General features: G+C 54.4%; 23 protein-coding genes. 11 read left to right on the forward strand and 12 right to left on the reverse strand.

What is annotated here, in order from left to right:
* Positions 1-67 precede the first annotated feature (67 nt).
* The gene (gene chbB / locus HV345_RS13615; protein ID WP_003832547.1) at positions 68-388 is read right to left on the reverse strand and encodes a PTS N,N'-diacetylchitobiose transporter subunit IIB; all 321 of its coding nucleotides are present in this window, start codon (positions 386-388) and stop codon (positions 68-70) included.
* 297 nt (positions 389-685) lie between these two features.
* Positions 686-1,027, reverse strand: coding sequence for an osmotically-inducible lipoprotein OsmE (osmE, locus tag HV345_RS13620; protein ID WP_016152853.1), 342 nt, complete (start codon positions 1,025-1,027; stop codon positions 686-688).
* Between the two features lie 210 nt (positions 1,028-1,237).
* Here osmE and nadE point away from each other — a divergent pair, with 210 nt between their 5' ends.
* Together nadE and cho are read left to right on the forward strand one after the other, a co-directional pair.
* Positions 1,238-2,068 carry an ammonia-dependent NAD(+) synthetase gene (gene nadE, locus HV345_RS13625; RefSeq protein WP_181635688.1) on the forward strand — a complete coding sequence of 277 codons (831 nt, stop codon included), beginning with the start codon at positions 1,238-1,240 and terminating at the stop codon, positions 2,066-2,068.
* Between the two features lie 106 nt (positions 2,069-2,174).
* The gene (cho, locus tag HV345_RS13630; protein WP_181635689.1) at positions 2,175-3,089 is read left to right on the forward strand and encodes an excinuclease Cho; all 915 of its coding nucleotides are present in this window, start codon (positions 2,175-2,177) and stop codon (positions 3,087-3,089) included.
* Here the strand turns inward: cho and ves are convergent.
* From ves to HV345_RS13665, 7 genes are all read right to left on the reverse strand, one after another.
* Positions 3,049-3,624 carry an environmental stress-induced protein Ves gene (ves, locus tag HV345_RS13635; protein ID WP_016152850.1) on the reverse strand — a complete coding sequence of 192 codons (576 nt, stop codon included), beginning with the start codon at positions 3,622-3,624 and terminating at the stop codon, positions 3,049-3,051. The genes cho and ves overlap by 41 nt on opposite strands.
* 351 nt (positions 3,625-3,975) lie before the next feature.
* A complete protein-coding gene (gene spy, locus HV345_RS13640; RefSeq protein WP_181635690.1) occupies positions 3,976-4,461 on the reverse strand; it encodes an ATP-independent periplasmic protein-refolding chaperone Spy in 486 nt (161 codons plus the stop codon).
* Between the two features lie 349 nt (positions 4,462-4,810).
* Positions 4,811-5,776: a succinylglutamate desuccinylase gene (gene astE / locus HV345_RS13645; RefSeq protein WP_047358615.1), complete on the reverse strand. Its 966-nt coding sequence runs from the start codon at positions 5,774-5,776 to the stop codon at positions 4,811-4,813.
* A complete protein-coding gene (astB, locus tag HV345_RS13650) occupies positions 5,769-7,112 on the reverse strand; it encodes an N-succinylarginine dihydrolase (protein WP_181635691.1) in 1,344 nt (447 codons plus the stop codon). Before astB ends, astE begins: the two co-directional genes overlap by 8 nt.
* Positions 7,109-8,587, reverse strand: coding sequence for a succinylglutamate-semialdehyde dehydrogenase (gene astD, locus HV345_RS13655; protein ID WP_181635692.1), 1,479 nt, complete (start codon positions 8,585-8,587; stop codon positions 7,109-7,111). The genes astB and astD overlap by 4 nt, the downstream gene beginning before the upstream one ends.
* Complete coding sequence (gene astA, locus HV345_RS13660; RefSeq protein ID WP_016152846.1) at positions 8,584-9,618, reverse strand: arginine N-succinyltransferase; 1,035 nt, start codon at positions 9,616-9,618, stop codon at positions 8,584-8,586. Before astA ends, astD begins: the two co-directional genes overlap by 4 nt.
* The gene (locus HV345_RS13665; RefSeq protein WP_169330182.1) at positions 9,615-10,835 is read right to left on the reverse strand and encodes an aspartate aminotransferase family protein; all 1,221 of its coding nucleotides are present in this window, start codon (positions 10,833-10,835) and stop codon (positions 9,615-9,617) included. The genes astA and HV345_RS13665 overlap by 4 nt, the downstream gene beginning before the upstream one ends.
* A 444-nt stretch (positions 10,836-11,279) precedes the next feature.
* Here HV345_RS13665 and xthA point away from each other — a divergent pair, with 444 nt between their 5' ends.
* The 7 genes from xthA to HV345_RS13700 all read left to right on the forward strand — a co-directional run bounded on the left by xthA (position 11,280) and on the right by HV345_RS13700 (position 18,409).
* Complete coding sequence (gene xthA / locus HV345_RS13670) at positions 11,280-12,086, forward strand: exodeoxyribonuclease III (RefSeq protein WP_016156323.1); 807 nt, start codon at positions 11,280-11,282, stop codon at positions 12,084-12,086.
* Between the two features lie 223 nt (positions 12,087-12,309).
* A complete protein-coding gene (locus tag HV345_RS13675; protein ID WP_170973729.1) occupies positions 12,310-12,966 on the forward strand; it encodes a TVP38/TMEM64 family protein in 657 nt (218 codons plus the stop codon).
* Entirely contained in the window at positions 12,963-13,673 is a 711-nt protein-coding gene (locus HV345_RS13680) for a TVP38/TMEM64 family protein (RefSeq protein ID WP_181635693.1), read from the forward strand. The genes HV345_RS13675 and HV345_RS13680 overlap by 4 nt, the downstream gene beginning before the upstream one ends.
* A 32-nt stretch (positions 13,674-13,705) precedes the next feature.
* Positions 13,706-14,875, forward strand: coding sequence for an ABC transporter substrate-binding protein (locus HV345_RS13685; protein WP_181635694.1), 1,170 nt, complete (start codon positions 13,706-13,708; stop codon positions 14,873-14,875).
* Positions 14,848-16,383, forward strand: a complete 1,536-nt coding sequence (locus HV345_RS13690) for a thiamine ABC transporter permease (protein ID WP_181635695.1) — start codon at positions 14,848-14,850, stop codon at positions 16,381-16,383. The genes HV345_RS13685 and HV345_RS13690 overlap by 28 nt, the downstream gene beginning before the upstream one ends.
* A complete protein-coding gene (locus HV345_RS13695; protein ID WP_016156318.1) occupies positions 16,383-17,015 on the forward strand; it encodes an ATP-binding cassette domain-containing protein in 633 nt (210 codons plus the stop codon). Before HV345_RS13690 ends, HV345_RS13695 begins: the two co-directional genes overlap by 1 nt.
* An 86-nt stretch (positions 17,016-17,101) precedes the next feature.
* Positions 17,102-18,409: a sulfurtransferase gene (locus HV345_RS13700; RefSeq protein WP_049040435.1), complete on the forward strand. Its 1,308-nt coding sequence runs from the start codon at positions 17,102-17,104 to the stop codon at positions 18,407-18,409.
* Positions 18,410-18,509: 100 nt separating this feature from the next.
* On the opposite strand, the gene HV345_RS13705 is transcribed toward HV345_RS13700, so the two are convergent.
* The gene (locus HV345_RS13705) at positions 18,510-19,133 is read right to left on the reverse strand and encodes a CDP-alcohol phosphatidyltransferase family protein (protein ID WP_047358607.1); all 624 of its coding nucleotides are present in this window, start codon (positions 19,131-19,133) and stop codon (positions 18,510-18,512) included.
* Complete coding sequence (locus tag HV345_RS13710) at positions 19,126-19,695, reverse strand: carboxymuconolactone decarboxylase family protein (RefSeq protein WP_047417903.1); 570 nt, start codon at positions 19,693-19,695, stop codon at positions 19,126-19,128. Before HV345_RS13710 ends, HV345_RS13705 begins: the two co-directional genes overlap by 8 nt.
* Positions 19,696-19,774: 79 nt before the next feature.
* On the opposite strand from HV345_RS13710, the gene HV345_RS13715 reads away from it, so the two are divergent.
* On the forward strand, positions 19,775-20,188 hold the full coding sequence (locus HV345_RS13715) for a pyrimidine (deoxy)nucleoside triphosphate diphosphatase (protein ID WP_181545951.1): 414 nt from the start codon (positions 19,775-19,777) through the stop codon (positions 20,186-20,188).
* Here the strand turns inward: HV345_RS13715 and HV345_RS13720 are convergent.
* Positions 20,148-20,423: a YnjH family protein gene (locus HV345_RS13720; protein WP_016152834.1), complete on the reverse strand. Its 276-nt coding sequence runs from the start codon at positions 20,421-20,423 to the stop codon at positions 20,148-20,150. The genes HV345_RS13715 and HV345_RS13720 overlap by 41 nt on opposite strands.
* Before the next feature lie 237 nt (positions 20,424-20,660).
* Here HV345_RS13720 and gdhA point away from each other — a divergent pair, with 237 nt between their 5' ends.
* The gene (gdhA, locus tag HV345_RS13725) at positions 20,661-22,004 is read left to right on the forward strand and encodes an NADP-specific glutamate dehydrogenase (RefSeq protein WP_016152833.1); all 1,344 of its coding nucleotides are present in this window, start codon (positions 20,661-20,663) and stop codon (positions 22,002-22,004) included.
* The last annotated feature ends 36 nt before the right edge of the window (positions 22,005-22,040 follow it).

A 22,040-nucleotide genomic window follows, 5' to 3' on the forward strand; every position in this document is an offset into this window, starting at 1 on the left:
CGCAATTAATAATTGCGGTGAATGTTAATGAAATAACTCTTTGACGGGAAAAATTAAAATAAAATAATTAATTTGCTGCGGCTTTTTTAATTGCTGCAACCGCAGCCTTAAGCACGCCTAAACCATCGACTTTGCCATACAGCAGCGAGTCAATCACTTCCACAGGCTTGTTGGGTAACAAACGCTGAATTTCGGGCAACATATAAGCAATTTGTGGACCTAATAATACAACATCGGCCACTGGACCTTTTTCTCCGGCCAGCGTTTCAGGAAACGCTTCAATAATAACCGGTACTTCGTATTTTTCGGCCTGAGCACGCATCTTCGAAACCAACAATGAAGTCGACATGCCCGCAGAACAAAACAGATAAATGTGTTTCTTTTCCATTAAAACGATCCTCATGTGCGATTATCTGTCACCAGACACTCCGCAAGCCCTAACCTGCATCCATGCTCTGGGTAACTTGCGTCAGCTAAATTACTTTTTTAGGTGGCTGAAATGAGTATACGGGATTGCACCAGCGGATGGTATTTCCTTGACCAACTAAATTGTCTCTCCTTGACCTGGCGTTATGACCACCCTCACACTTCAGGTAAATAATTCGCGTCAATAATTAAGATCGTGTGACATAAAAAAACCGGCGCAGTGGCCGGTTTTCCCGAGTGCTCAGGCAATAAACAGTTGTTACTTCTTCGCTGCCTGCGGGTCGGTGTCGTACTCTGCGCAGCTCTGGTAGCCAGAGTTAATCACGTGTCCGGTGTCATCTAAAGCAACAAAATAGGTCTCAGCTTTACCATCTCGTTGACCCAGGATGTAGGTCTGACACGTCCCACGCGCATGGATCATACTGACTTCGGAAGACGGTTTACCGGCAATCTGCGCTACCTGCGCCCGGCTCATCCCTTTCTTCACATCTTTCACCACGGGCTGAACAAATTGGTCTTTCGTACGATCGTAGGCCGTACACCCTGCCAGCATAGTCAAAACAGCCGCTGCGCTCAGAATTCCTGTTAGATTCTTGTTCATATTCCGTCCTCTTGTATTTCAGCGTGTTATATAAGCCTGGAGCACAACAACGCATTTTTCAAGCAATCAGAGGATACTTAGGTGGTTTCGGAAAATTCTATTAAAACAAAATGATGCTATATCAGGCTCGCATCCCTTGTCGTTTGGGCCTCAACGCGTTAGCTTTAACACATCATTTTTTTGATCATTTTATTTTTCGGAGGGGGTTAAATGACTCTGCAGCAAGAGATAATCCAGGCGCTTGGCGCAAAACCGCACATCGATGCAGAAGAAGAAATTCGCCGCAGCGTGGATTTCCTGAAATCGTATCTGCAGACCTACCCCTTTCTGAAATCGCTGGTGTTGGGAATTAGCGGCGGACAGGACTCAACGCTCGCGGGAAAACTGTGCCAGATGGCGATCACCGAGCTGCGAAAAGAAACGGGTAATGACGCACTGCAGTTTATTGCCGTACGCCTACCGTATGGCGTTCAGGCCGATGAGCAGGACTGCCAGGATGCCATCGCCTTTATTCAACCGGACCGCGTACTGACCGTCAATATTAAGGGCGCGGTGCTGGCCAGCGAGCAGGCCCTGCGTGAAGCGGGTATCGAACTGAGCGATTTTGTGCGCGGCAATGAAAAAGCCCGTGAACGTATGAAGGCACAATACAGTATCGCCGGCATGACCAGCGGGGTTGTCGTGGGTACCGATCATGCTGCAGAAGCCATCACCGGATTTTTCACTAAGTACGGTGATGGCGGTACCGACATTAACCCACTATTTCGTCTGAACAAGCGCCAGGGCAAACAACTGCTCGCCGCGCTGGGGTGCCCGGAGCACTTATATAAGAAAGCACCAACTGCCGACCTCGAGGACGATCGCCCTTCTCTGCCGGATGAAGCCGCACTCGGCATCACTTACGACAACATCGACGACTATCTGGAAGGAAAAACGCTGGATGCCGACGTCGCGAAAAAAATTGAAGGCTGGTACGTGAAAACTGAGCATAAACGTCGCACCCCGATCACCGTGTTTGATGATTTCTGGAAAAAAGCGTAATCCTTTTCCCTTCAAAATGCCGGGTAGCGCCAGGATTGGCACTATCTGGCATTAGCCTGCTGAATCTCATGCCGCTTTTTTAAGCGTCCTCAAACTGCTATACTGGATGAATAACCAGCATCTGGAGTCAACAGTGGTACAGCGTCAATCAGCCCCTCGTCTGACATTTGAGGCAGCGGCAATCTATGAATATCCCGAGCACCTGCGCCCGTTTTTGAGTGCGCTTCCCACCGCGCCAGGCGTCTATCTGTTTCACAGTGATAGCGACACCATGCCGCTTTATATTGGTAAAAGTGTCAATATTCGCAGCCGTGTGCTGGCGCATCTGCGTACCGTAGACGAAGCGAGTATGCTGCGTCAGGCCAGGCGCATTAGCTGGATTTGTACGGCAGGAGAAATTGGCGCCCTGCTGCTGGAAGCGCGGCTTATCAAAGAACAGCAGCCCCTGTTTAACAAACGGCTGCGACGCAATCGCCAACTGTGTGCCTTGCAGCTTACCGACCGAACGGTTCAGGTGGTTTACGCACGAGATATTGATTTCTCCCACACCCCCAATCTGTTTGGCCTGTTTGCCAACCGCCGCGCAGCGCTACAGACGCTGCAAAGCCTCGCCGATGAACAACAGCTGTGCTACGGCCTGTTGGGGCTGGAACCCCTCAGCCACGGGCGCGCCTGTTTTCGCTCCGCGCTTAAACGCTGCGCCGGAGCCTGCTGCGGGAAAGAAAGCCCTGAAGCACATCATTTGCGTCTGGTAGAAGCCCTGGAAAGAGTGCGCGTAATCTGCTGGCCGTGGAGCAATGCCATTGCGCTGCAGGAAACCCGCGCTGAAATGACGCAGTACCATATCATCAATAACTGGCTGTGGCTGGGAGCCGTTTCAACGCTGGATGAGGCAGCTACACTCGCGCGAATGCCGGCCGGCTTTGATCAAGATGGCTACAAAATTCTCTGCCGGCCAATTCTGTCTGGTCAATATGACATTATTGAACTGAGTCCGGCGAATGCCCCGGCATCCAGTTAATCTCGCTGAACAGCAGTTTCCCCTCGCGCTCCAGCAGTCGTAACGTGTGTTTACCGTCGTGCCAGCTTGCACCCTGATCGACGGTCAACAACTTATCACCCAGTTGCCAGGCTCCGCTGATAACAAACACCACGCCGCCGCGCGAACCAAAAGTCGTAAAGGTGCGATCGGCAACTCTGACTTTTGCCTGGCAGACATCCCGTCGGGTCATGATATTAAAATCCATCGACATCTGCCCTTCCGTCAGCTTCGCTTTTACCACCTTGTCACCAGCAAAGGTAAAAGGCTGATGCTGTTTCAGGGTATGCGTGAAGGTGTTCGGCTCTTCCAGCGTCACTTCTCCGCCTTCCAGCAGGGTAATCACGCGTTCTACGCCGGGAAAAAGAGAAAACTCTCCATTCGCTGCGATGGAGGCGATACTCGCCCGCCAGTGAAAATCTCGTGTTGCTGGCGGAAAACAGCAAATCTCACGCGTTTCTCCCGCACCATTTCGCCACAGATTGACCGGCATTTTGCGGATATCAAAGTATTCCATCATCCCTCCAGAAAGGCGCAGCACGGCAGCCCACCGTAAACAGGCAGCCATAAATCATCATTGTTATGTTCACCCTGCAGATCATTGTTATCGGCAGCAGAGTTGATTTGCCTTAGCGATGAACCCGGTGTTTTGCAAAAAAGAACAACGCGCCCTCCAGGTGGAATTTTCGCGGGCTTCAGGAGAATAACGTGTCACAAGCGCGGTGCAAGAGGCAGCAAAGAAAAAACCGCCGATCCTGCCCACCTCGTTAAACGTGTTGTGGACAAGAGCGGCGGTCTTGAGTTTGGTTTCACACTGTGCGGCAATCAGCACACACAGCGTGAATGATATAGTGTAGACGCTGAACGATTACTCAGCAGCCTGCGGCATTTTACCCTTCTGCGCGGCACGTTCTGTCAGACGCTTCTCAAAATTGGCATTAAACTGCTTTTTCTGTTCCGGGGTCAGAATGTTGTAAATCTTGTTCTGGGTTTCCATATGCGCCAGCATGTTGGCTTTGCGCTGTTCTTCCATCTTCGCAATCTGCGCTTCCGCTTTCGCTTTATCGAAGCTATCGCTGGCGATGATGTCGTGCATTGCGCGGCGCTCTTCCAGCGGCGGACGTTTCATCTGATCGCGCTGACCTTTCATGATCTCGCTAATCTGCTGTTTCTGCGCATCGGTCAGGTTCAGGTCTTTAAACATCATGTCGTGATGCGGGGCAAACTTACCGTTGTGGTGCATCATTGGTTTGGCATCAGCTGGCGCAGCTGTTGTCGTGTCAGCGGCGTGGGCCAGGTTAGCAGCGCCCAGCGCCAGGGTAGAGGCAACAAACAGAGCAGTCAGTTTACGCATAATTTCTATCCTTTCTTTCAGTTATTTTGACGACACTCATGCGACTCTTATGCAATGTGATGTCGTGTTGACGAGATTAACTTTACCGGCTTAAGCGTCAATTAATCAGAGCAACGGTAAAACAATGAAAGTGTAAAAAACAAACTTTCATCAATTATGGAGAAAAAAAGAATAAATTGCGCAGAGTTGCAATAAAAAATTACAACAGGATGATTTTGAAGGGATTATGAAGAACTATACCTCATCCCTGATTATTAAGAAAGCAATTCACCAGGAATAATCCGTAATAAATAAAAACAGCACGTAAAAATAAGCCCTTAGGGATAAACCAAAAGGGCATATATATTTTTCACAATTTTTCGAGCATCAATCCGGCACGTAAACCACAGGCCACGTTTGGATTTGGAAAAAGAACGTATTCAACATCATGGGTGACGGTAAAACGTTCATCACCGTCCTGCGCCAGCAAGGTGCCCTCTGTAAAAGGGGTAAAGTTGAGCGTCTGGTTATCCATGTGAAGAATGAAATCGTCGCTACGCCGCGTGATTTGCGACACCACGCGGTAACGCAGCGGAGATGTTTCTCCCAGTGACATTCGCTCGCCCTTTAGCAGCTTCGCCAGCGCATCTGCCGTCTGCGCAAACTGAGTCAGATCGTTTTGTCCAAACGGCAGCGCTTTACCCAGTTCCAGCGTGCAGGCCAGCGCGCCAAAATGTTCAGCGCTAAAATGGGTGAACGTGCCGCCAGGTGTCTGATGGAAAACCAGCGCCTCCAGCCCTGCCTCTCCCAGCCATCCCAAAAAATCTTCGTCCCAGGCAACGTTGCGTTGTGGCAACACGCCAAAGCGCAGATGCTGCGAGCCGCGAATCGCGGTGTGCAGATCCAGATGCCAGCGGACTGGCTCTTTCGCCCGCGAATAAAAATCCTCCAGACACAGCTCAAGCTGATGGGCTCGGTGCGTTTCTTCGCTCGCGGCAAAAATCTGCCAACGGCCGCCAAACATACGGTTCAGGTCGCTATGACAATAACGTTGTCCCGCCGCCAGCGCCTGCGGGTTCCCCAGAATCACCAGCAGCCGCCATGTGAGCGTTAGTTCACCGCTAAACAGCCTGGAGAGAATTGAATCAAGTATCTCTACCGGGGCCGTTTCATTGCCGTGGATCCCCGCAGACAGCACCAGCGAATATTCCGCCGGAGTGTCCGGCGTCAGCTCCAGAATTCCGTGACCAATCCACTGCCAGGAAAAGCCGCGAGCTGTGCCCTCGGTTGTCTCGGGGGTTATCCCTGCCAGCGTCTGGGCCAGAAAATTATCCATGGCGGGTCCTCTCCTGCTGGAAGGGATACACAGAGCCGAGGTTGAGCAATTGCGTCAACGTATCCAGCGCTTCACGCCCCTCACGCAACAACTGCGGGTCGGCAAGGTCGGCGGCGGTAAGACGATCGCGATAGTAACGGTCGATCCAATTATTCAGCGTGTTAAACAGATTATCGTTCATGATAACCGCCGGATTTACGGCCTGCAGCTCCTGTGGCGTAAGCACCACTCTCAGGCGCAGACATGCCGGACCGCCGCCGTTGGACATACTTTCACGCAGATCGAATACCTGCAGGTCATCGATCGGATTGTCTTCCTCGAGCAGACGGTTCAAATACCGCCACACGCCCGCATGCTCCCGACACTCCTGCGGCAGGACCAGCATCATCGAACCGTCATCACGGCTCAGTAACTGGCTGTTAAACAGATAGGTAGTCACCGCATCCTGCACCGACACTTCCGCAGCCGGGACTTCCAGCGGGGTAAAACCTGCCACCTGACTGCGTAACTGCTCGAACAACGTCTGCTGTCTGACAAACGCCAGCTGATGACAAAACAGTACCTGGCGATTCGACACCGCAATCACATCGTTATGAAACACGCCAAGATCGATAACGTCCGGGTTTTGCTGGGCAAAAATGCGCTGATGCGGGTTAACCTGATTCAGTCGGGCGACCGCCTCGCTGGCCTCACGGGATTGCCTCGCCGGATAGCGCTTCGGATGGGACGCATTCCCTTCTTCACGACCGTAAACAAACAGCTGTACGCCAGGGTCGCCGTAATCCCCGCCGAGGCGGTTATGGTTTGCCGCACCTTCATCACCGAATAGTGCAACCTGGGGTAACGCACCGTGGACCGTAAAACTATTCTCATCACGGAAAATCGCCCGTAGCAACGCTTCGGTGGTCGGCGCTTCCAGCGAACGGTGAAACTTATTATTCAGATTCGCCACCGTCAGATGCACTTTCCCGTCCAGCGCATCGGCTGAAGGGCAGACCGTTGCCGCATTCGCCACCCACATAGACGATGCGGAGCTGGCGCTGGAGAGCCAGTGAGGCGCCTGACGCGCCACGTTCTCCAGTATCTGTTCGTCGCGGCCGGTAAAGCCCAACTGACGCAGCACCGGAATATACGGCCGCTCATGAGGCGGGATCACCGCCTGGGGAAATCCCGCATCCGCCAGCGCTTTCATCTTTAGCAGACCCTGCTTCGCCGCCAGACGCGGGTTCGATACCTGAAAACGATGTTTGGTTGAGGCCTCATTACCAAATGACAGCCCCGCATAGTGGTGGGTCAGCCCCACCAGACCATCAAAATTTACCTCACGGGCTTTCATAGCTTATCCTCGCGAGAAAAATCCAGGCCGGGGCTAAGCGTCGTTGGCAGCGTTAAGGCCGGTGATTCCAGACTTGCCATCGGCCAGGCGCAATAATCTGCGGCATACCACGCGCTGGCGCGATGGTTCCCGGATGCGCCAACGCCGCCAAACGGCGCTGTACTCGCCGCGCCGGTTAACGGCTTATTCCAGTTGACGATCCCGGCCCGCGCCTCAAGCAGCAGTTGATCAAACTGGCTGCGATCGGGGGAAACCAACCCGCACGACAATCCAAAGCGGGTGTTGTTCGCCATACGAATTGCGTCATCAAAGCTGTCATAACGCCAGACGCCAAGCAGCGGTCCAAAGACCTCTTCATCGGGTACGTTCGCCGCCCCGGTCAGTTCGATGATCCCTGGGGTGAGCAGTGACGTTCCGGCTTGCACCAGACGTGGCGCTAACAGCGTCCGGCCTCCTAACGACTCCAGACGCTGCCAGGCATCATAGACATGCCGCGCGGCCTGTTCGGAAATCAGCCCGCCAATAAATGGCTGCGGTTCTGCATCCCAGTTGCCGGGCATTAAACGCTGGCTGACGTCCACCAGACGCGTCAGGAACGCATCCCCCTGCGCGCCTTTTTTAACTAACAGGCGACGGGCGCAGGTACAACGCTGTCCGGCGGTGACAAACGCGGACTGAATAGTCAGATGCACTGCGGCATCAATATCTTCCGGGTTCTCAATAATCAGCGGGTTGTTGCCCCCCATCTCCAGAGCGAGGATTTTTTCCGGCTGGCCGGATAGCTGTCGATGCAGTTGATAACCCGTATTGGCACTGCCGGTAAACAGCAGGCCATCGAGGTCGTCCTGCGCGCTCAGCGCCTGTCCCGTATCGCGACCGCCCTGCACCAGGTTCAGCACACCCGGCGGCAATCCCGCCAGCTCCCACAGCTTTGTCACGGCTTCACCGGTCCACGGCGTCAGCTCGCTGGGTTTGAAAATCAATGTGTTGCCTGCCAGCAGTGCCGGAACAATATGACCATTGGGTAAATGGCCAGGGAAGTTATACGGGCCAAAAACCGCCAGCACGCCGTGCGGGCGATGGCGCAACGTCGCTGCGCCATCCGGTAATTCGCTGTGATGCTCTCCGGTACGCGCATGCCAGGCTTTCACGGAGATGGCAATTTTATTGATCATCGCCGTCAGTTCTGTAGCGGCTTCCCAACGGGGTTTGCCGGTTTCCCGGGCGATAATCTGTGTGAGTTCGGCTTTATTGCTTTCCAGCAATGAGGCAAATTTTTCAACAATGGCCTGGCGTGCGCCAAAGGGCTGTTTAGCCCAACCGGCAAAGGCTGCGCGCGCGGCCCGGCACGCCTGCGCTACCTGGGCTGCATCGGCATCATTGCCCTGCCACAGCACATCACCGCTTACGGGATTGGTTTTCACCCGACGCTCGCCCAGCCCCGTCACCCAGTCGCCGTTTATCCATAATGTCATGCTGTTTTCTCCTCTGCACAAAGACGCACAAAACGTACATGGTCGCCCGCGTGACATTTCAGGGCGTCCAGTTGCGCCGCCGTCAGTACCAGACGCTGAGTATCCGGGTCGGCACGAACCAACATGACGCGGAAGTTTTGATAATTTTCATTGGCAACCAGACAAGCAGGATAGTCGCCCGGCGCAGGCTGCCCTTCAGCCACCTCCACCAGCCTGCTCTTACGGATAGCCCGTACCCGGTCAATATCGCACTCCAGGGTCGGTCCGCCGTCGAAAATATCGACGTAGTTGCGGTAGCGAAATCCTTCTTTCTCCAGCACCGCCCGCGCAGGAGCCGTTTGCGGATGCACCTGACCAATCACGCTTTGCGCTTCGTCAGACAGGAAATGGGTATAAATCGGATGCTTAGGCATCAGTTCAGCAATAAAGGCTTTTTGCCCGGTTCCGCAGAGAAAATCCGCCCGGCTGAACTCCATTGAGAAAAAACGTTTGCCGAGGCTTTGCCAAAACGGAGAGTAGCCGTGTTCATCGATCACGCCGCGCATCTCGGCCACGACCTTCTCATTGAACCGGTCACGAAAGGCCGCCATAAACATAAAGCGCGACTTCGACAACAAATAGCCGTTGCCTTCTTTACGCCAGTCCGGATCGAGAAACAGAGAACAAAGTTCGCTACTGCCCGTGTGATCGTTACTCAGAAACAGCGTCGGCAGCGCGTTATACACGTTCAGCTCTTTCGAGGCGTGCACCAGTGTACCGACCCGGTAGTTGTACCAGGGATCGTTAAGCCCCACCGCCACCTCAATGGCGCAAATCCCTGCCACGGTTCCGCTGGCGCTGTCTTCAAGCACAAACACATATCCCTGCTCACTTTTGGGCAACTCACCGCGCCAGGTTTGTAGCGAACGTTCGATACGCGCCATCAGCGTAGCTTCATTCGCCGGTAGCGAGGTCAACCCGCCGCCGGTCTTACTGGCAAGCTGCATCAGCGCGGTGATATCAGCGCGTTCAATGGGACGAATCACCATCATGATGAACCTCCTGCTTTAATGCGTTCGCAGGCCAGCGCAAAGCGATCCAGTCCGGTGGCGATTTCTTCTTCGCTGACGTTTAACGCTGGCGCAAACCGCACCACATTAGCGCCAGCAATCAGCACCATCACTCCGGCAACGGCCGCTTCTTGCGAGATGAGTTTTGCTTTCCCGGCAAATTCCGCGTTCAGCACACAGCCAATCAGCAGTCCGAGCCCACGAATTTCACTAAACAGTCCAAAACGTTCGTTAATGGCGTTAATACGCTCCACAAACCAGTCGTGGCGCTGTTTCACTCCGTTAAGCATTTCCGGCGTGTTAACAATTTCCAGCAGTTTTCCCGCCACCGCAGTGGCCAGCGGGTTTCCGCCATAGGTTGTACCGTGCGTACCGACCGTCATCACACTGGCGCAACGCTCTGTCGCCAGCAGTGCGCCGATGGGGAAACCACCGCCCAGCGCTTTTGCTGTCGTCAGCAGGTCCGGCGTAACGCCGTAGTGCATGTAGGCATACAGTTCGCCGGTACGGCCAACCCCGGTCTGAACTTCATCAAAAATCAACAGCGCATTATGGCGATCGCATAATTCACGCAACCCCTGCAAAAAGGCGTTTGTTGCCGGCACTACGCCGCCTTCCCCCTGCACCGGCTCCACAATAACCGCACAGGTGTTGTCATCAATCAGTTGGCTGGCAGAGTCGAGATCGTTATACACCGCATGGCGGATATCCGGCGGCAGCGGCGCGAAGTCCTGTGAATAGGCGGGCTGTCCTCCGGCGCTGACGGTAAACAGCGTGCGACCATGGAAAGCATTTTTAAACGCCACAATGCCGCTCTTCTGGCTACCAAAACGATCGTGGGCATATTTACGTGCCAATTTTAATGCCGCTTCGTTAGCTTCTGCGCCAGAGTTACAGAAGAAAATGCGCTCGGCAAAAGTGGCATCAATCAGCTTTTTCGCCAGGCGCAGCACCGGCTCGTTGGTGTAGCCATTTCCCGTATGCCAGAATTTGCTCGCCTGGTCGTTTAATGCCTCGCGCAATGCCGGATGTGCATGACCCAGCGCGTTAACCGCAATGCCTCCCGCGAAATCGATATACTCTTTACCCTGCTGATCCCACAGACGTGAACCTTCGCCACGCACCGGAATAAAAGGGGCCGGAGCGTATACGGGCATCATCCATTCATCAAAATTTTCACGCGTAATTGACAGAGACATAGCGACCTCAACGGTAAATAAAAGGTTATTTATATGTTAATAAATATAGTGTTTGCGGTGTAAATGTAGATTGCAGGCTTCGTGCCAGCCAGCGAAAAAAGTGCATAAACGGAGGGCGGTGACGGAATATCAACGAGTTACAACCTGACGATATTCACTGTATGTGCATATAAAGTGAATATGTTTGCGTACCAGATGACTAAACAGAGGAAAAAACGCAATTTTATTCAGTCGCCAAATATAATTCTGGAATTGTGATCGTATACGAAATTTATCGGAAATTATTGCTCTATTCCGACGCGCTACGCGCCAAAACGGTGCAGTTTTTGCTCCATCGTTAACACCATTAGCAATCATTGTTGGAATCAAGTGACAAGAAGCAGTCAGCCTGCAGAAATTCTGCTACCATCCTTGCACTATTCATCTTGCAAAGTGGCAGCGACTATGAAATTTGTCTCTTTTAATATCAACGGCCTGCGTGCCCGTCCCCATCAACTGGCAGCCATTGTCGAAAAACACCAACCGGATGTTATTGGCTTACAGGAGACAAAAGTCCACGACGATATGTTCCCTCTCGAAGAGGTAGCAAAGCTGGGTTATAACGTCTTTTATCACGGTCAGAAAGGCCACTACGGCGTAGCACTATTAACGAAAGAAACGCCGATTGCGGTGCGTCGTGGCTTCCCGGGTGATGGCGAAGAAGCGCAGCGTCGTATCATCATGGCGGAAATTCCGTCGCCTCTGGGCAGCATCACGGTGATCAACGGCTATTTCCCGCAGGGCGAAAGCCGTGACCATGAAACCAAGTTTCCGGCCAAAGCCGCGTTTTATCAGAACCTACAAAACTACCTGGAGACTGAACTGAAGCGCGACAATCCGGTATTGATCATGGGCGATATGAATATCAGCCCAACCGACCTCGATATCGGTATTGGCGAAGAGAACCGTAAACGCTGGCTGCGTACCGGCAAATGTTCCTTCCTGCCAGAAGAGCGCGAGTGGATGGAACGTCTGCTGGGCTGGGGCCTGGTAGATACCTACCGTCACGCCTGGCCTGAAAAGAACGACCAGTTCTCGTGGTTTGATTACCGCTCAAAAGGCTTTGACGATAACCGTGGCCTGCGTATTGATCTGCTGCTGGCGAGCAAACCGCTGGCGGAGCGCTGCGAAGAAACCGGCATCGACTATGAAATCCGCAGCATGGAAAAGCCGTCCGACCATGCGCCTGTATGGGCTAAATTCCGCGTCTGATCGTCTGTGTATTTTCACTCTCCGGGCCTGGCCTGGAGAGTCTGTTTATTCTGTGCAAAATCAATAAAGCCACGGTAATACATTGTTGCGGTCGGAAATTTATTATATCTTCGCGCGCACTTTTCGCTGACGAAAACGCTACATTGCACTCGGTTTTACAGGAGAACCCCCATGAAAAAGAAGTTCGCATAACGCAGAATACCGGCTGCTAATTGTTGCGGTATTGTTCTGCGTTCTGGCGGGAGTTTTCCATCATTACGGTCTGACCGATCTGATCACCAATTTCCATCATTTACAAGATGTCATCCGCCAAAGCGGCCTGTTCAGCTATACCCTTTATATCCTGCTGTTTATAGTTGCCGCGCTGTGCCTGATCCCAGGCAGCATCCTGGTGATCGTCGGCGGTGTGCTGTTTGGCCCGGTGACAGGGACGCTTATCTCGTTAGTGGCGGCAACCATGGCTTCGGCGCTGTCGTTTATGCTGGCTCGCTGGCTTGGGCGGGAATTACTGCTGAAATACGTTGGCCACACGGCAACGTTTCAGGCTATCGAAAAAGGCATTGCCCATAGCGGAGTAGACTTTCTGATCCTGACCCGGCTCGTGCCACTGTTCCCCTATAACATTCAAAACTATGCCTATGGGCTGACGGCCATACCGTTCTGGTCATTTACCGTGATATCTGCGCTAACCACCTTGCCCGGCATCTTTATCTATACGCTGATGTCGCACGAACTGGCCAGCGAAGGGATTAGCTGGGCATTTATCGGTAAGCTCAGCGTTGCGGGGCTGGCGCTATTCGTCCTCGTTCAGGCCGCCAAAGCCTGGGCCCGGCATAAACATGTCGATCCGGCGCCCGGTCACGAGTACGCGGGTAAATGATCAAGATGAATAAAGCGCGGCGGACACGCTATTACCGTATAAGCTTGCTTGCCCTGCTGCTGCTCGCCCTGATGGCGTGGGCGTGGATACCTGGCGTGAGTGATTTTCTTCACGGCAGTCTGGCGGCATTTACCACGCTCGATCAGCATGCTCTTGAGAACTTCATTCGTTCTTATGGAACCCAGGCGGCGATCGTGTCGTTCTTCCTGATGATCTTACAGGCCATCGTCGCACCGCTTCCCGCCTTTGTGATCACCTTTGCCAATGCCTCGCTGTTTGGCGCATTTTGGGGCGGCGTTCTGTCCTGGAGCAGCGCGATGGCAGGCGCGGCGCTGTGCTTTTTTATTGCCCGCGTTTTAGGTCGCAGCGCGGTGGAAAAACTGACCGGAAAAACGGTGCTGAACAACATGGACTCTTTTTTCGAGCGCTATGGCAAGCACACAATTCTTGTCTGTCGCCTGTTACCTTTTGTGCCGTTCGACCCGGTAAGCTACGCAGCAGGCCTGACCTCGATTCGTTTTCGCCATTTCTTCATCGCCACCGGCATCGGTCAGTTACCGGCCACTATCGTCTATTCATGGGCTGGTAGCCTGTTAACCGGCGGCACATTTTGGTTTGTTACCGGCCTGTTCATCCTGTTCGCTCTGAGCGTGGTGATTGCCGTGGCCAGAAGCCTTTATCTTGAGCATCAACGGAAAAAGACCTGAGTCTTTCCCCCATTTTTAGCAAGGGAGATATTATGCGTTACTGCTTATTGTGCCTGAGTTTGCTGCTCTCTCCGCTGGCGGCTTTCGCCGAGGACGCCAGTTGGCAGCAAATCAAAAATGACGCCCGCGGTCAGACGGTGTGGTTCAACGCCTGGGGTGGCGACAACGCAGTTAACCAGTATCTCGACTGGGTTAGCGGCGAGATGAAAACGCACTATGCCATTAACCTGAAAATCGTACGCCTGGCGGATGCCGCCGACGCCGTAAAACGTATCCAGACGGAAGCGGCATCCGGGCGAAAAACCGGTGGCTCGGTCGATTTACTATGGGTGAACGGCGAAAATTTCCGCACGCTGAAAGAAGCCGGGCTGCTACAGACCCAGTGGGCGCAAACGCTGCCTAACTGGCGCTATGTTGATACCCAGAAACCGGTGAACGAAGACTTTTCCATTCCAACGGAGGGGGCTGAATCACCGTGGGGCGGCGCACAGCTTACCTTTATTGCCAGGCACGATCTCACCGCGCAGCCGCCGCAATCCCCGCAGGCACTGCTTGAGTTTGCCCAAGCGCACCCTGGCACGGTGACCTATCCGCGTCCGCCAGACTTTACCGGAACGGCTTTTCTTGAGCAGTTGTTAATTTCGCTCACCAACAAGCCGCAGGCGCTGAAAATAGCGCCAGATGCGTCCACATTCGCCGACGTTACCGCTCCATTGTGGCATTACCTTGATGCTTTGCATCCTGCCCTGTGGCGCGAAGGTAAAGATTTTCCGCCCACGCCAGCGCGAATGGATGCGCTGCTCAACGGTGGCACCCTGCGTTTATCAATGACCTTTAATCCTGCCCACGCGCAGCAAAAAGTGGCCAGCGGTGAATTACCCAAAAGCAGCTATAGTTTTGGTTTCTCACAGGGCATGCTCGGCAACGTGCATTTTGTCACCATTCCAGCGAATGCGCGCGCCAGCGCCGGAGCGAAAGTCGTGGCAAATTTCCTGCTTTCACCCGAAGCGCAGCTGCGTAAAGCCGCCCCGTCAGTCTGGGGAGATCCTTCGGTGCTTGATCCACAAAAATTGCCTGTCGACCAGCGTAATGCGCTGCTGGCGCGGATCCCACAAGGGCTCCCTGCCATGCTGCCAGAACCGCATGCTGCATGGGTAAACGCTCTGGAACAAGAATGGCTACGCCGCTACGGTACACATTAATTCTGCTACTCTGGGCCATCATGGCGGGCGTTTATCTGCCGCTGGCGCCAGCGGCTTTTTCTCTGATAACGCCGGCGCTGAGCACCAGACACTGGCTGGCGCTATTTAGCGATCCTCAACTCCCGCAGGCGTTACTGGCAACGTTGGTTTCCGTAAGCCTCGCGGCTGGCGGCGCGCTGATCATCGCCCTGCTGGCGATCCTCGCCTTATGGCCCGGCGCAGGCTGGGCGCGTCTGTGCACGCGTCTTCCGTGGCTGCTGGCAATTCCACATGTTGCCTTCGCCACCAGCGTGCTGTTGGTTTTTGCCGAAGGCGGCATGCTCTGGCAATGGCTCCCGTTTCTCAGCTCCCAGCCTGACCGCTACGGCATTGGGCTTGGCGTGACGCTGGCGGTAAAAGAGAGTGCCTTTTTGTTATGGATCCTCTCAGCTCTGCTGAGTGAAAAACAGCTTTCGCAGCAGGTTATCGTCCTGGATTCGCTGGGTTACAGCCGACTGCAATGCCTGAACTGGCTGGTTCTACCCTCTCTCGCCCCCGCGTTAGGCAAAGCCATGCTGGCGATCGTCGCCTGGTCGCTCTCGGTAGTGGATGTAGCAATCGTCCTTGGTCCCGGAAACCCACCAACGCTTGCCGTGTTGAGCTGGCAATGGCTCAGTCAGGGCGATGCCGAGCAACAGGCTAAAGGAGCACTCGCCAGCCTGCTGCTGGTACTGCTGCTACTCATCATCGCACTGCTGGGGTATCTGCTCTGGCGCGCCTGGCAACGCACTATTCCCGCAGTAAACGGGGAACGCCTGCGTTTTTCATCCTGTACAATCGGACGTTCGCTGGTACAACTTTTGCCCTTTGGCGGTGTGGTGTGCGCGCTGGTTCTGGCGCTGATCGCCAGCTATTCGTCGCTAAATAGCGAGGCGCTCAGCAATAGCCTGCAACTGGGGCTTCTCTCCAGCGTGCTGGCGCTGCTGATACTTTTTGCCTGGCTGGAATGGGGTCCACAAACCGGACACCGTTGGGTCTGGCTACCGCTCATTTTGCCTGCGCTGCCGCTAGTGACTGGACAGTATCTGTTGGCGTTATATGCCGGACAGGATGGGCTGATGATAACCATTGTCTGGGGACACCTGCTGTGGGTGATGCCATGGATGCTGTTTGTGCTCAAACCGGCGTGGCAACGCATTGACCCACGATTGATGTTGATTGCGCAAACGCTGGGTTGGACCCGGGGCCGCATATTCTGGCAAGTAAAATGTCCGCAGCTGGCGCGCCCGGCGCTGGTTGCCTTCGCGGTAGGGTTCTCAGTCAGTATCGCCCAGTATATGCCGACGCTGTGGTTAGGCGCCGGGCGCTATCCCACGCTGACCACCGAAGCGGTGGCATTAAGCAGCGGCGGTAGCACCGCCATTCTGGCAACCCAGGCGCTATGGCAGCTTCTGTTACCGCTTATAATTTTCGCACTGGCGGCGTTTCTCGCTGCGTGGATTGGCCGCTTTCGACAAGGACTCCGCTAATGCTCATTGTACAAAGCGTTTCGTTGTACCAGGGTACGACAGCACTACTGAAGGACGTTAATTTCCAGGTTAATAAAAGTGACATTGTCACCATTATGGGACCTTCCGGCAGCGGTAAGTCTTCGTTATTTTCGTGGATGATCGGGGCGTTGTCTCCTCAGCTTCAGGCGTCAGGCGAACTGTGGCTCAACGAACAGCGCGTAGACACACTGCCTACCGCGCAGCGCCAGATTGGCATTCTGTTTCAGGATGCGCTGCTGTTTGACCATTTCAGCGTTGGGCAGAATTTACTGCTGGCCTTACCCGCCAGCGTGCAAGGTCCCGCCAGACGCCATGAGGTGGAAAGCGCCCTCGCACGCGCGGGCCTGGCAGGATTTTATTCACGCGATCCGGCTTCGCTCTCCGGCGGGCAACGCTCGCGTGTCGCCCTGCTTCGCGCGCTACTGGCACAACCCCAGGCGCTGTTACTCGATGAACCCTTTAGCAGGCTGGATGCGTCGCTGCGCGATACCTTTCGCCAGTGGGTCTTCACCGAAGTACGTAAACTGGGTATTCCTGTGGTCCAGGTTACCCACGATGCGCAGGACGTCCCGCCAGCAGGTCGCGTATTACAGATGGAAAACTGGGCGTGAATGTGGCGATATGCTGCGTTAACGCAAGGTTTTTACTTAACTGGCGGCACAGAATGTCGTCCTCTTTTTCAACGTCGGGCTATTCGATGAAACGTGTTTCTCAAATGACCGCGCTGGCACTGGCTTTAGGGCTCGCTTGCGCTTCTTCCTGGGCTGCTGAAACAGCACAGACGCTCACCCTCAACCAGTTACAGCAAAAGCAAGGCGCGGCGATCGATACCCGTCAGAGCGCTTTCTATAACGGCTGGCCGCAATCGCTTAATGGTCCTTCAGGACACGAGCCTTCCGCACTGAACCTGTCTGCCGCCTGGCTCGACAAGATGAATGATGAACAACTCAGCGCCTGGGTTAAGGCACATCACCTGAAAACCGACGCGCCGGTGGCATTGTATGGCAGCGATACTGACATGCAGGCCGTCAAATCCCGCCTGCAGAAAGTCGGCTTTAACGCTATCTCAACCCTCAGCGATGCGCTTACGGACCCTGCCCGCCTGCAACGTCTGCCGCACTTCGAACAGTTGGTTTACCCGCAGTGGCTGCACGACCTTCAGCAGGGTAAAGAGGTAACCGCCAAACCGGCCGGTGACTGGAAAGTGATTGAAGCCGCCTGGGGCGCGCCGAAGTTGTATCTGCTCAGCCATATCCCTGGCGCGGGCTACATTGATACCAACGAAGTCGAAAGCGAACCGCTGTGGAATAAAGTGTCCGACGCGCAGCTCAAAGCGATGCTGGCGAAACACGGCATCCGCCACGACACCACGGTGATTTTATACGGCCGCGATGTCTACGCCGCCGCGCGCGTGGCACAAATTATGCTGTATGCAGGTGTGAAAGATGTTCGTCTGCTCGACGGCGGCTGGCAGACCTGGTCTGACTCAGGTTTACCGGTCGAACGCGGTACGGCACCAACGGTGAAGCCTGAACCTGATTTCGGCGTGACGATCCCTGCCCAACCGCAGCTGATGCTGGATATGGAACAGGCTCGCGGTCTGCTGCATCGCCAGGATGCGTCTTTGGTGAGCATTCGTTCATGGCCGGAATTTATCGGTACGACCAGCGGCTATAGCTACATTAAGCCAAAAGGTGAGATCGCAGGGGCGCGTTGGGGCCATGCAGGCAGCGACTCCACCCACATGGAAGATTTCCATAATCCGGATGGCACCATGCGCAGCGCCGATGACATCGCCGCCATGTGGAAGCAATGGAATATCCTGCCACAGCAACAGGTCTCATTCTATTGTGGTACCGGCTGGCGTGCTTCGGAAACGTTTATGTATGCCCGCGCAATGGGCTGGAAAAACGTCTCCGTCTACGACGGCGGCTGGTATGAGTGGAGCAGCTCTCCGAAAAACCCGATCGCCAGCGGTGAACGGGGTCCGGACGCCAGCAAGTAAGATTGTCATTTTTGCCGGATGCAGCGAGAACGCTTTACCCAGCCTACATAAACCATCGTTGTAGGCCGAATAAGCGAAGCGCATCCGGCAACGCACTACGTTACGCCTGACGCTGGACCGCTTTCAGCGTCAGATATCCGCTCCAGATCCGGGTGAACGTCGTCATCCAGCACAGCGCGCCAAAGACCCACGCCATTACGGCAAAATATTCCGGGAACAGACATCCCAACACAAACAGCAAAATCGTCTCGGTTCCTTCAGTCAGTCCGCCCAGATAATAAAACGATTTATGCGCATAACCGGGGTTATCAATCTGATGCTTTGCTGCCAGCGCGGCGAAGGCCAGAAAGCTGCTGCCGGTGCCAATAAACGCGAACAACAGCCAACCGCCTGCCAGCGCATTTTGCGCCGGCGCAGCAAGAATAAAACCAAACGGCACTAAGGCGTAAAACAGAAAATCGAGCGAGATATCGAGAAACCCTCCCGCGTCCGTTAGTCCTCTGCGCCGTGCCAGCGCCCCATCCAGCCCGTCAAACAGCCGATTGAGTACAATGGCCACCAGCGCCGCCATATACCAGCCTAACGCCAGAAATGGCAACGCCAGCACGCCAATAGCAAAACCGACCAGCGTAAGTCCGTCCGGGGTAATCGCCGGTTGATCAATGATGCCCACGCAGCGATGCAAAAGCGGTTTTAATCGCGGATGAAGATGGCGGTCAAGCATGCGGGCGTCCTTTAAAACTGTCGCACAGTCCCTGGGAGGGAATATCGAGAGCGGCATTAAAACGCGCCGAGAGATTTTGAAACGCAATCAGCGCGGTCATTTCAGTAATGGCGTCATCGGTAAAATACTGCTTCATCTGCGCTTTCAGCGCATCGTCAACCTGTGGTGGCGTTGCGGTGACCGCATCAGCATAGGCCAGCCCTACACGTTCTTCTGCGCTAAATAGCGTTGATTCTTGCCAGTTGGCAACCTGTAAGACTTTATCCAGCGCGCCGCAGCGTTCAGCCAGCCGTAAACTGTTGGCGTCAACGCAGAAAGCGCAGTGGCACACCTGAGAAACGCGGGTCATCAACAGCGCGCGCATCACCGGCGACAGGCGCGCCTTTTTACGCTCCAGATACCCGACAAACAGCGCCACCAGCCAGAACAGGAACGGCATCCGCCCCCACCAGCGTGTGGGATGCAGCACATCACCATAATGTTTTTTCTGCGTAGCAACGAGCGGTTGCAAACTGGAAGGGATACGCGTTAACGGTTTTACCCACGACTGAGGATCGTTCAACGGTGGCTCCTGAATACTTTAGATAAAACAAAGATAACGATAGTATGTCATTTTCTACCGTTAGATCTTGATGAATATAATGAAAACCCTCGACGTGGTCGCCGCTATCATTGAACGTGATGGCAAAATTTTACTGGCTCAACGCCCGCAGCATGCGGATCAGTCAGGTATGTGGGAGTTTGCTGGCGGTAAGGTTGAGCCGGGGGAAAGTCAGCCAGAGGCGCTGGTCCGTGAACTGCGTGAAGAGTTCGGCATCGAGGCGGTCGTTGGGCGCTACATTGCCAGCCATCAACGCGAGGTTTCAGGCCGACTCATTCACTTACATGCCTGGCATGTACCGTCATATCAGGGGGAGCTGAAAGTGTATGAACATCAGGATATCGTCTGGTGTTCACCCGAAGAGGCGCTGCGTTATCCGCTGGCGCCTGCCGATATCCCGCTATTAGAAGCGTTTATCCTTTTACGCGACGCCAGACCAGCGGATTCGTGCTGATCGTTTTATCATCACGCTGGCACTGAAGCAAAACGCCATCCGCTTTAATCACCGCCCCTTCTGAGTAGTTTTGATCCTGATAAATGCAGCACTGACTACAGGGTTGCGCCCGCTGACCGCTGGAACTGAACACTTCCGGCGGGACATTCACCTGCACGTCCGGGCGATAGAGCTGATTTGCCAGCGTCGCGCTGGACACCAGTGCCAACGCTCCTGCCATGATTATACGGCGCATATTCTTTCCTTTTTGACTGACAGTTATGCTCAGTATAACGGTATAAACCGGCAGAAACTTTAGCCCTTGCCATCATCGCTTTTGGTTATGACCCACGCCGCAATATTAATTTACTTAGCGCGGTTAATTTTTTCTTGCGTCCCGTCACACTGCTGATGTTATAGTCAAAAACTGCAAAACACTTAACACAAAAATCAAAAATATAACCATATCAATACATAAGAGGTACTTATATCTATGGATCAGACACGTTCTCTGGAGTCATTCCTTAACCATGTGCAAAAGCGCGACCCGAATCAGACCGAGTTCGCGCAAGCCGTTCGTGAGGTAATGACGACACTGTGGCCCTTCCTCGAGCAAAACCCGCGTTATCGTCAGATGTCGTTGCTGGAACGTCTGGTTGAACCGGAGCGCGTGATCCAGTTCCGCGTCGTCTGGCTGGACGATCGCAATCAGGTGCAGGTCAACCGCGCGTGGCGCGTGCAGTTTAGCTCCGCCATTGGCCCATACAAAGGCGGGATGCGTTTCCACCCTTCCGTGAACCTGTCGATCCTGAAATTCCTTGGCTTCGAGCAAACATTTAAAAACGCCCTCACCACGCTGCCAATGGGCGGGGGTAAAGGCGGGAGCGATTTCGATCCGAAAGGTAAAAGCGAAGGCGAAATCATGCGTTTCTGCCAGGCGCTGATGACCGAACTGTTCCGCCATTTAGGGCCCGATACCGATGTTCCGGCGGGCGATATCGGCGTAGGAGGTCGTGAAGTCGGCTTTATGGCCGGGATGATGAAAAAACTGTCCAACAACAGCGCCTGCGTCTTTACCGGTAAAGGTCTCTCTTTCGGCGGCAGCCTGATTCGCCCGGAAGCTACCGGCTACGGTCTGGTGTACTTCACCGAAGCGATGCTCAAACGCCATGGTCTGGGCTTTGAAGGCATGCGCGTGGCCGTCTCTGGTTCCGGTAACGTGGCGCAATTCGCCATTGAGAAAGCCATGGAGTTTGGCGCGCGAGTAGTCACCGCCTCCGATTCCAGCGGTACCGTGGTCGACGAAAGCGGATTTACCAAAGAAAAACTGGCGCGTCTGTGCGCGATCAAAGACAGCCGCGACGGCCGCGTGGCAGATTACGCCCGCGAATTTGGCCTGACCTATCTGGAAGGCCAACAGCCGTGGTCGGTTCCGGTTGATATCGCCCTGCCGTGCGCCACCCAGAACGAACTTGATGTCGATGCGGCACGCGTGCTGATCGCCAACGGCGTGAAGGCTGTCGCCGAAGGGGCAAACATGCCTACCACCATCGAGGCCACCGATCTGTTCCTGGAAGCGGGTGTATTGTTCGCGCCGGGTAAAGCGGCCAACGCGGGAGGCGTAGCGACATCCGGTCTGGAAATGGCGCAGAACGCCGCACGTCTGGGCTGGAAAGCGGAGAAAGTGGATGCACGCCTGCACCACATCATGCTGGATATTCACCATGCCTGCGTCGAGTACGGCGGCGAAAGCAAGCAAACCAACTACGTACGTGGCGCCAACATCGCGGGATTCGTGAAAGTTGCCGACGCGATGTTGGGCCAGGGTGTGATTTAATTCAGATCTATTGTTCCCGTAGGCTTGATGCGGCAC

The sequence above is a fragment of the Citrobacter sp. RHBSTW-00986 genome (genome assembly GCF_013783065.1).
GTDB classification, from domain to species: Bacteria; Pseudomonadota; Gammaproteobacteria; order Enterobacterales; family Enterobacteriaceae; genus Citrobacter; species Citrobacter braakii.

Excerpts from the sequence above, each read along its gene's own strand:
- HV345_RS13715 (WP_181545951.1), top strand. The coding sequence starts at position 19,775 with ATGAAAACCCTCGACGTGGTCGCCGCTATCATTGAACGTGATGGCAAA.
- spy (WP_181635690.1), bottom strand. The coding sequence starts at position 4,461 with ATGCGTAAACTGACTGCTCTGTTTGTTGCCTCTACCCTGGCGCTGGGC.
- HV345_RS13700 (WP_049040435.1), top strand. The coding sequence starts at position 17,102 with ATGAAACGTGTTTCTCAAATGACCGCGCTGGCACTGGCTTTAGGGCTC.
- astE (WP_047358615.1), bottom strand. The coding sequence starts at position 5,776 with ATGGATAATTTTCTGGCCCAGACGCTGGCAGGGATAACCCCCGAGACA.
- HV345_RS13665 (WP_169330182.1), bottom strand. The coding sequence starts at position 10,835 with ATGTCTCTGTCAATTACGCGTGAAAATTTTGATGAATGGATGATGCCC.
- HV345_RS13705 (WP_047358607.1), bottom strand. The coding sequence starts at position 19,133 with ATGCTTGACCGCCATCTTCATCCGCGATTAAAACCGCTTTTGCATCGC.
- astA (WP_016152846.1), bottom strand. The coding sequence starts at position 9,618 with ATGATGGTGATTCGTCCCATTGAACGCGCTGATATCACCGCGCTGATG.
- osmE (WP_016152853.1), bottom strand. The coding sequence starts at position 1,027 with ATGAACAAGAATCTAACAGGAATTCTGAGCGCAGCGGCTGTTTTGACT.
- HV345_RS13680 (WP_181635693.1), top strand. The coding sequence starts at position 12,963 with ATGATCAAGATGAATAAAGCGCGGCGGACACGCTATTACCGTATAAGC.
- astB (WP_181635691.1), bottom strand. The coding sequence starts at position 7,112 with ATGAAAGCCCGTGAGGTAAATTTTGATGGTCTGGTGGGGCTGACCCAC.
- xthA (WP_016156323.1), top strand. The coding sequence starts at position 11,280 with ATGAAATTTGTCTCTTTTAATATCAACGGCCTGCGTGCCCGTCCCCAT.
- gdhA (WP_016152833.1), top strand. The coding sequence starts at position 20,661 with ATGGATCAGACACGTTCTCTGGAGTCATTCCTTAACCATGTGCAAAAG.
- HV345_RS13695 (WP_016156318.1), top strand. The coding sequence starts at position 16,383 with ATGCTCATTGTACAAAGCGTTTCGTTGTACCAGGGTACGACAGCACTA.
- HV345_RS13685 (WP_181635694.1), top strand. The coding sequence starts at position 13,706 with ATGCGTTACTGCTTATTGTGCCTGAGTTTGCTGCTCTCTCCGCTGGCG.
- cho (WP_181635689.1), top strand. The coding sequence starts at position 2,175 with ATGAATAACCAGCATCTGGAGTCAACAGTGGTACAGCGTCAATCAGCC.
- HV345_RS13690 (WP_181635695.1), top strand. The coding sequence starts at position 14,848 with ATGGCTACGCCGCTACGGTACACATTAATTCTGCTACTCTGGGCCATC.
- ves (WP_016152850.1), bottom strand. The coding sequence starts at position 3,624 with ATGGAATACTTTGATATCCGCAAAATGCCGGTCAATCTGTGGCGAAAT.
- HV345_RS13720 (WP_016152834.1), bottom strand. The coding sequence starts at position 20,423 with ATGCGCCGTATAATCATGGCAGGAGCGTTGGCACTGGTGTCCAGCGCG.
- nadE (WP_181635688.1), top strand. The coding sequence starts at position 1,238 with ATGACTCTGCAGCAAGAGATAATCCAGGCGCTTGGCGCAAAACCGCAC.
- astD (WP_181635692.1), bottom strand. The coding sequence starts at position 8,587 with ATGACATTATGGATAAACGGCGACTGGGTGACGGGGCTGGGCGAGCGT.
- chbB (WP_003832547.1), bottom strand. The coding sequence starts at position 388 with ATGGAAAAGAAACACATTTATCTGTTTTGTTCTGCGGGCATGTCGACT.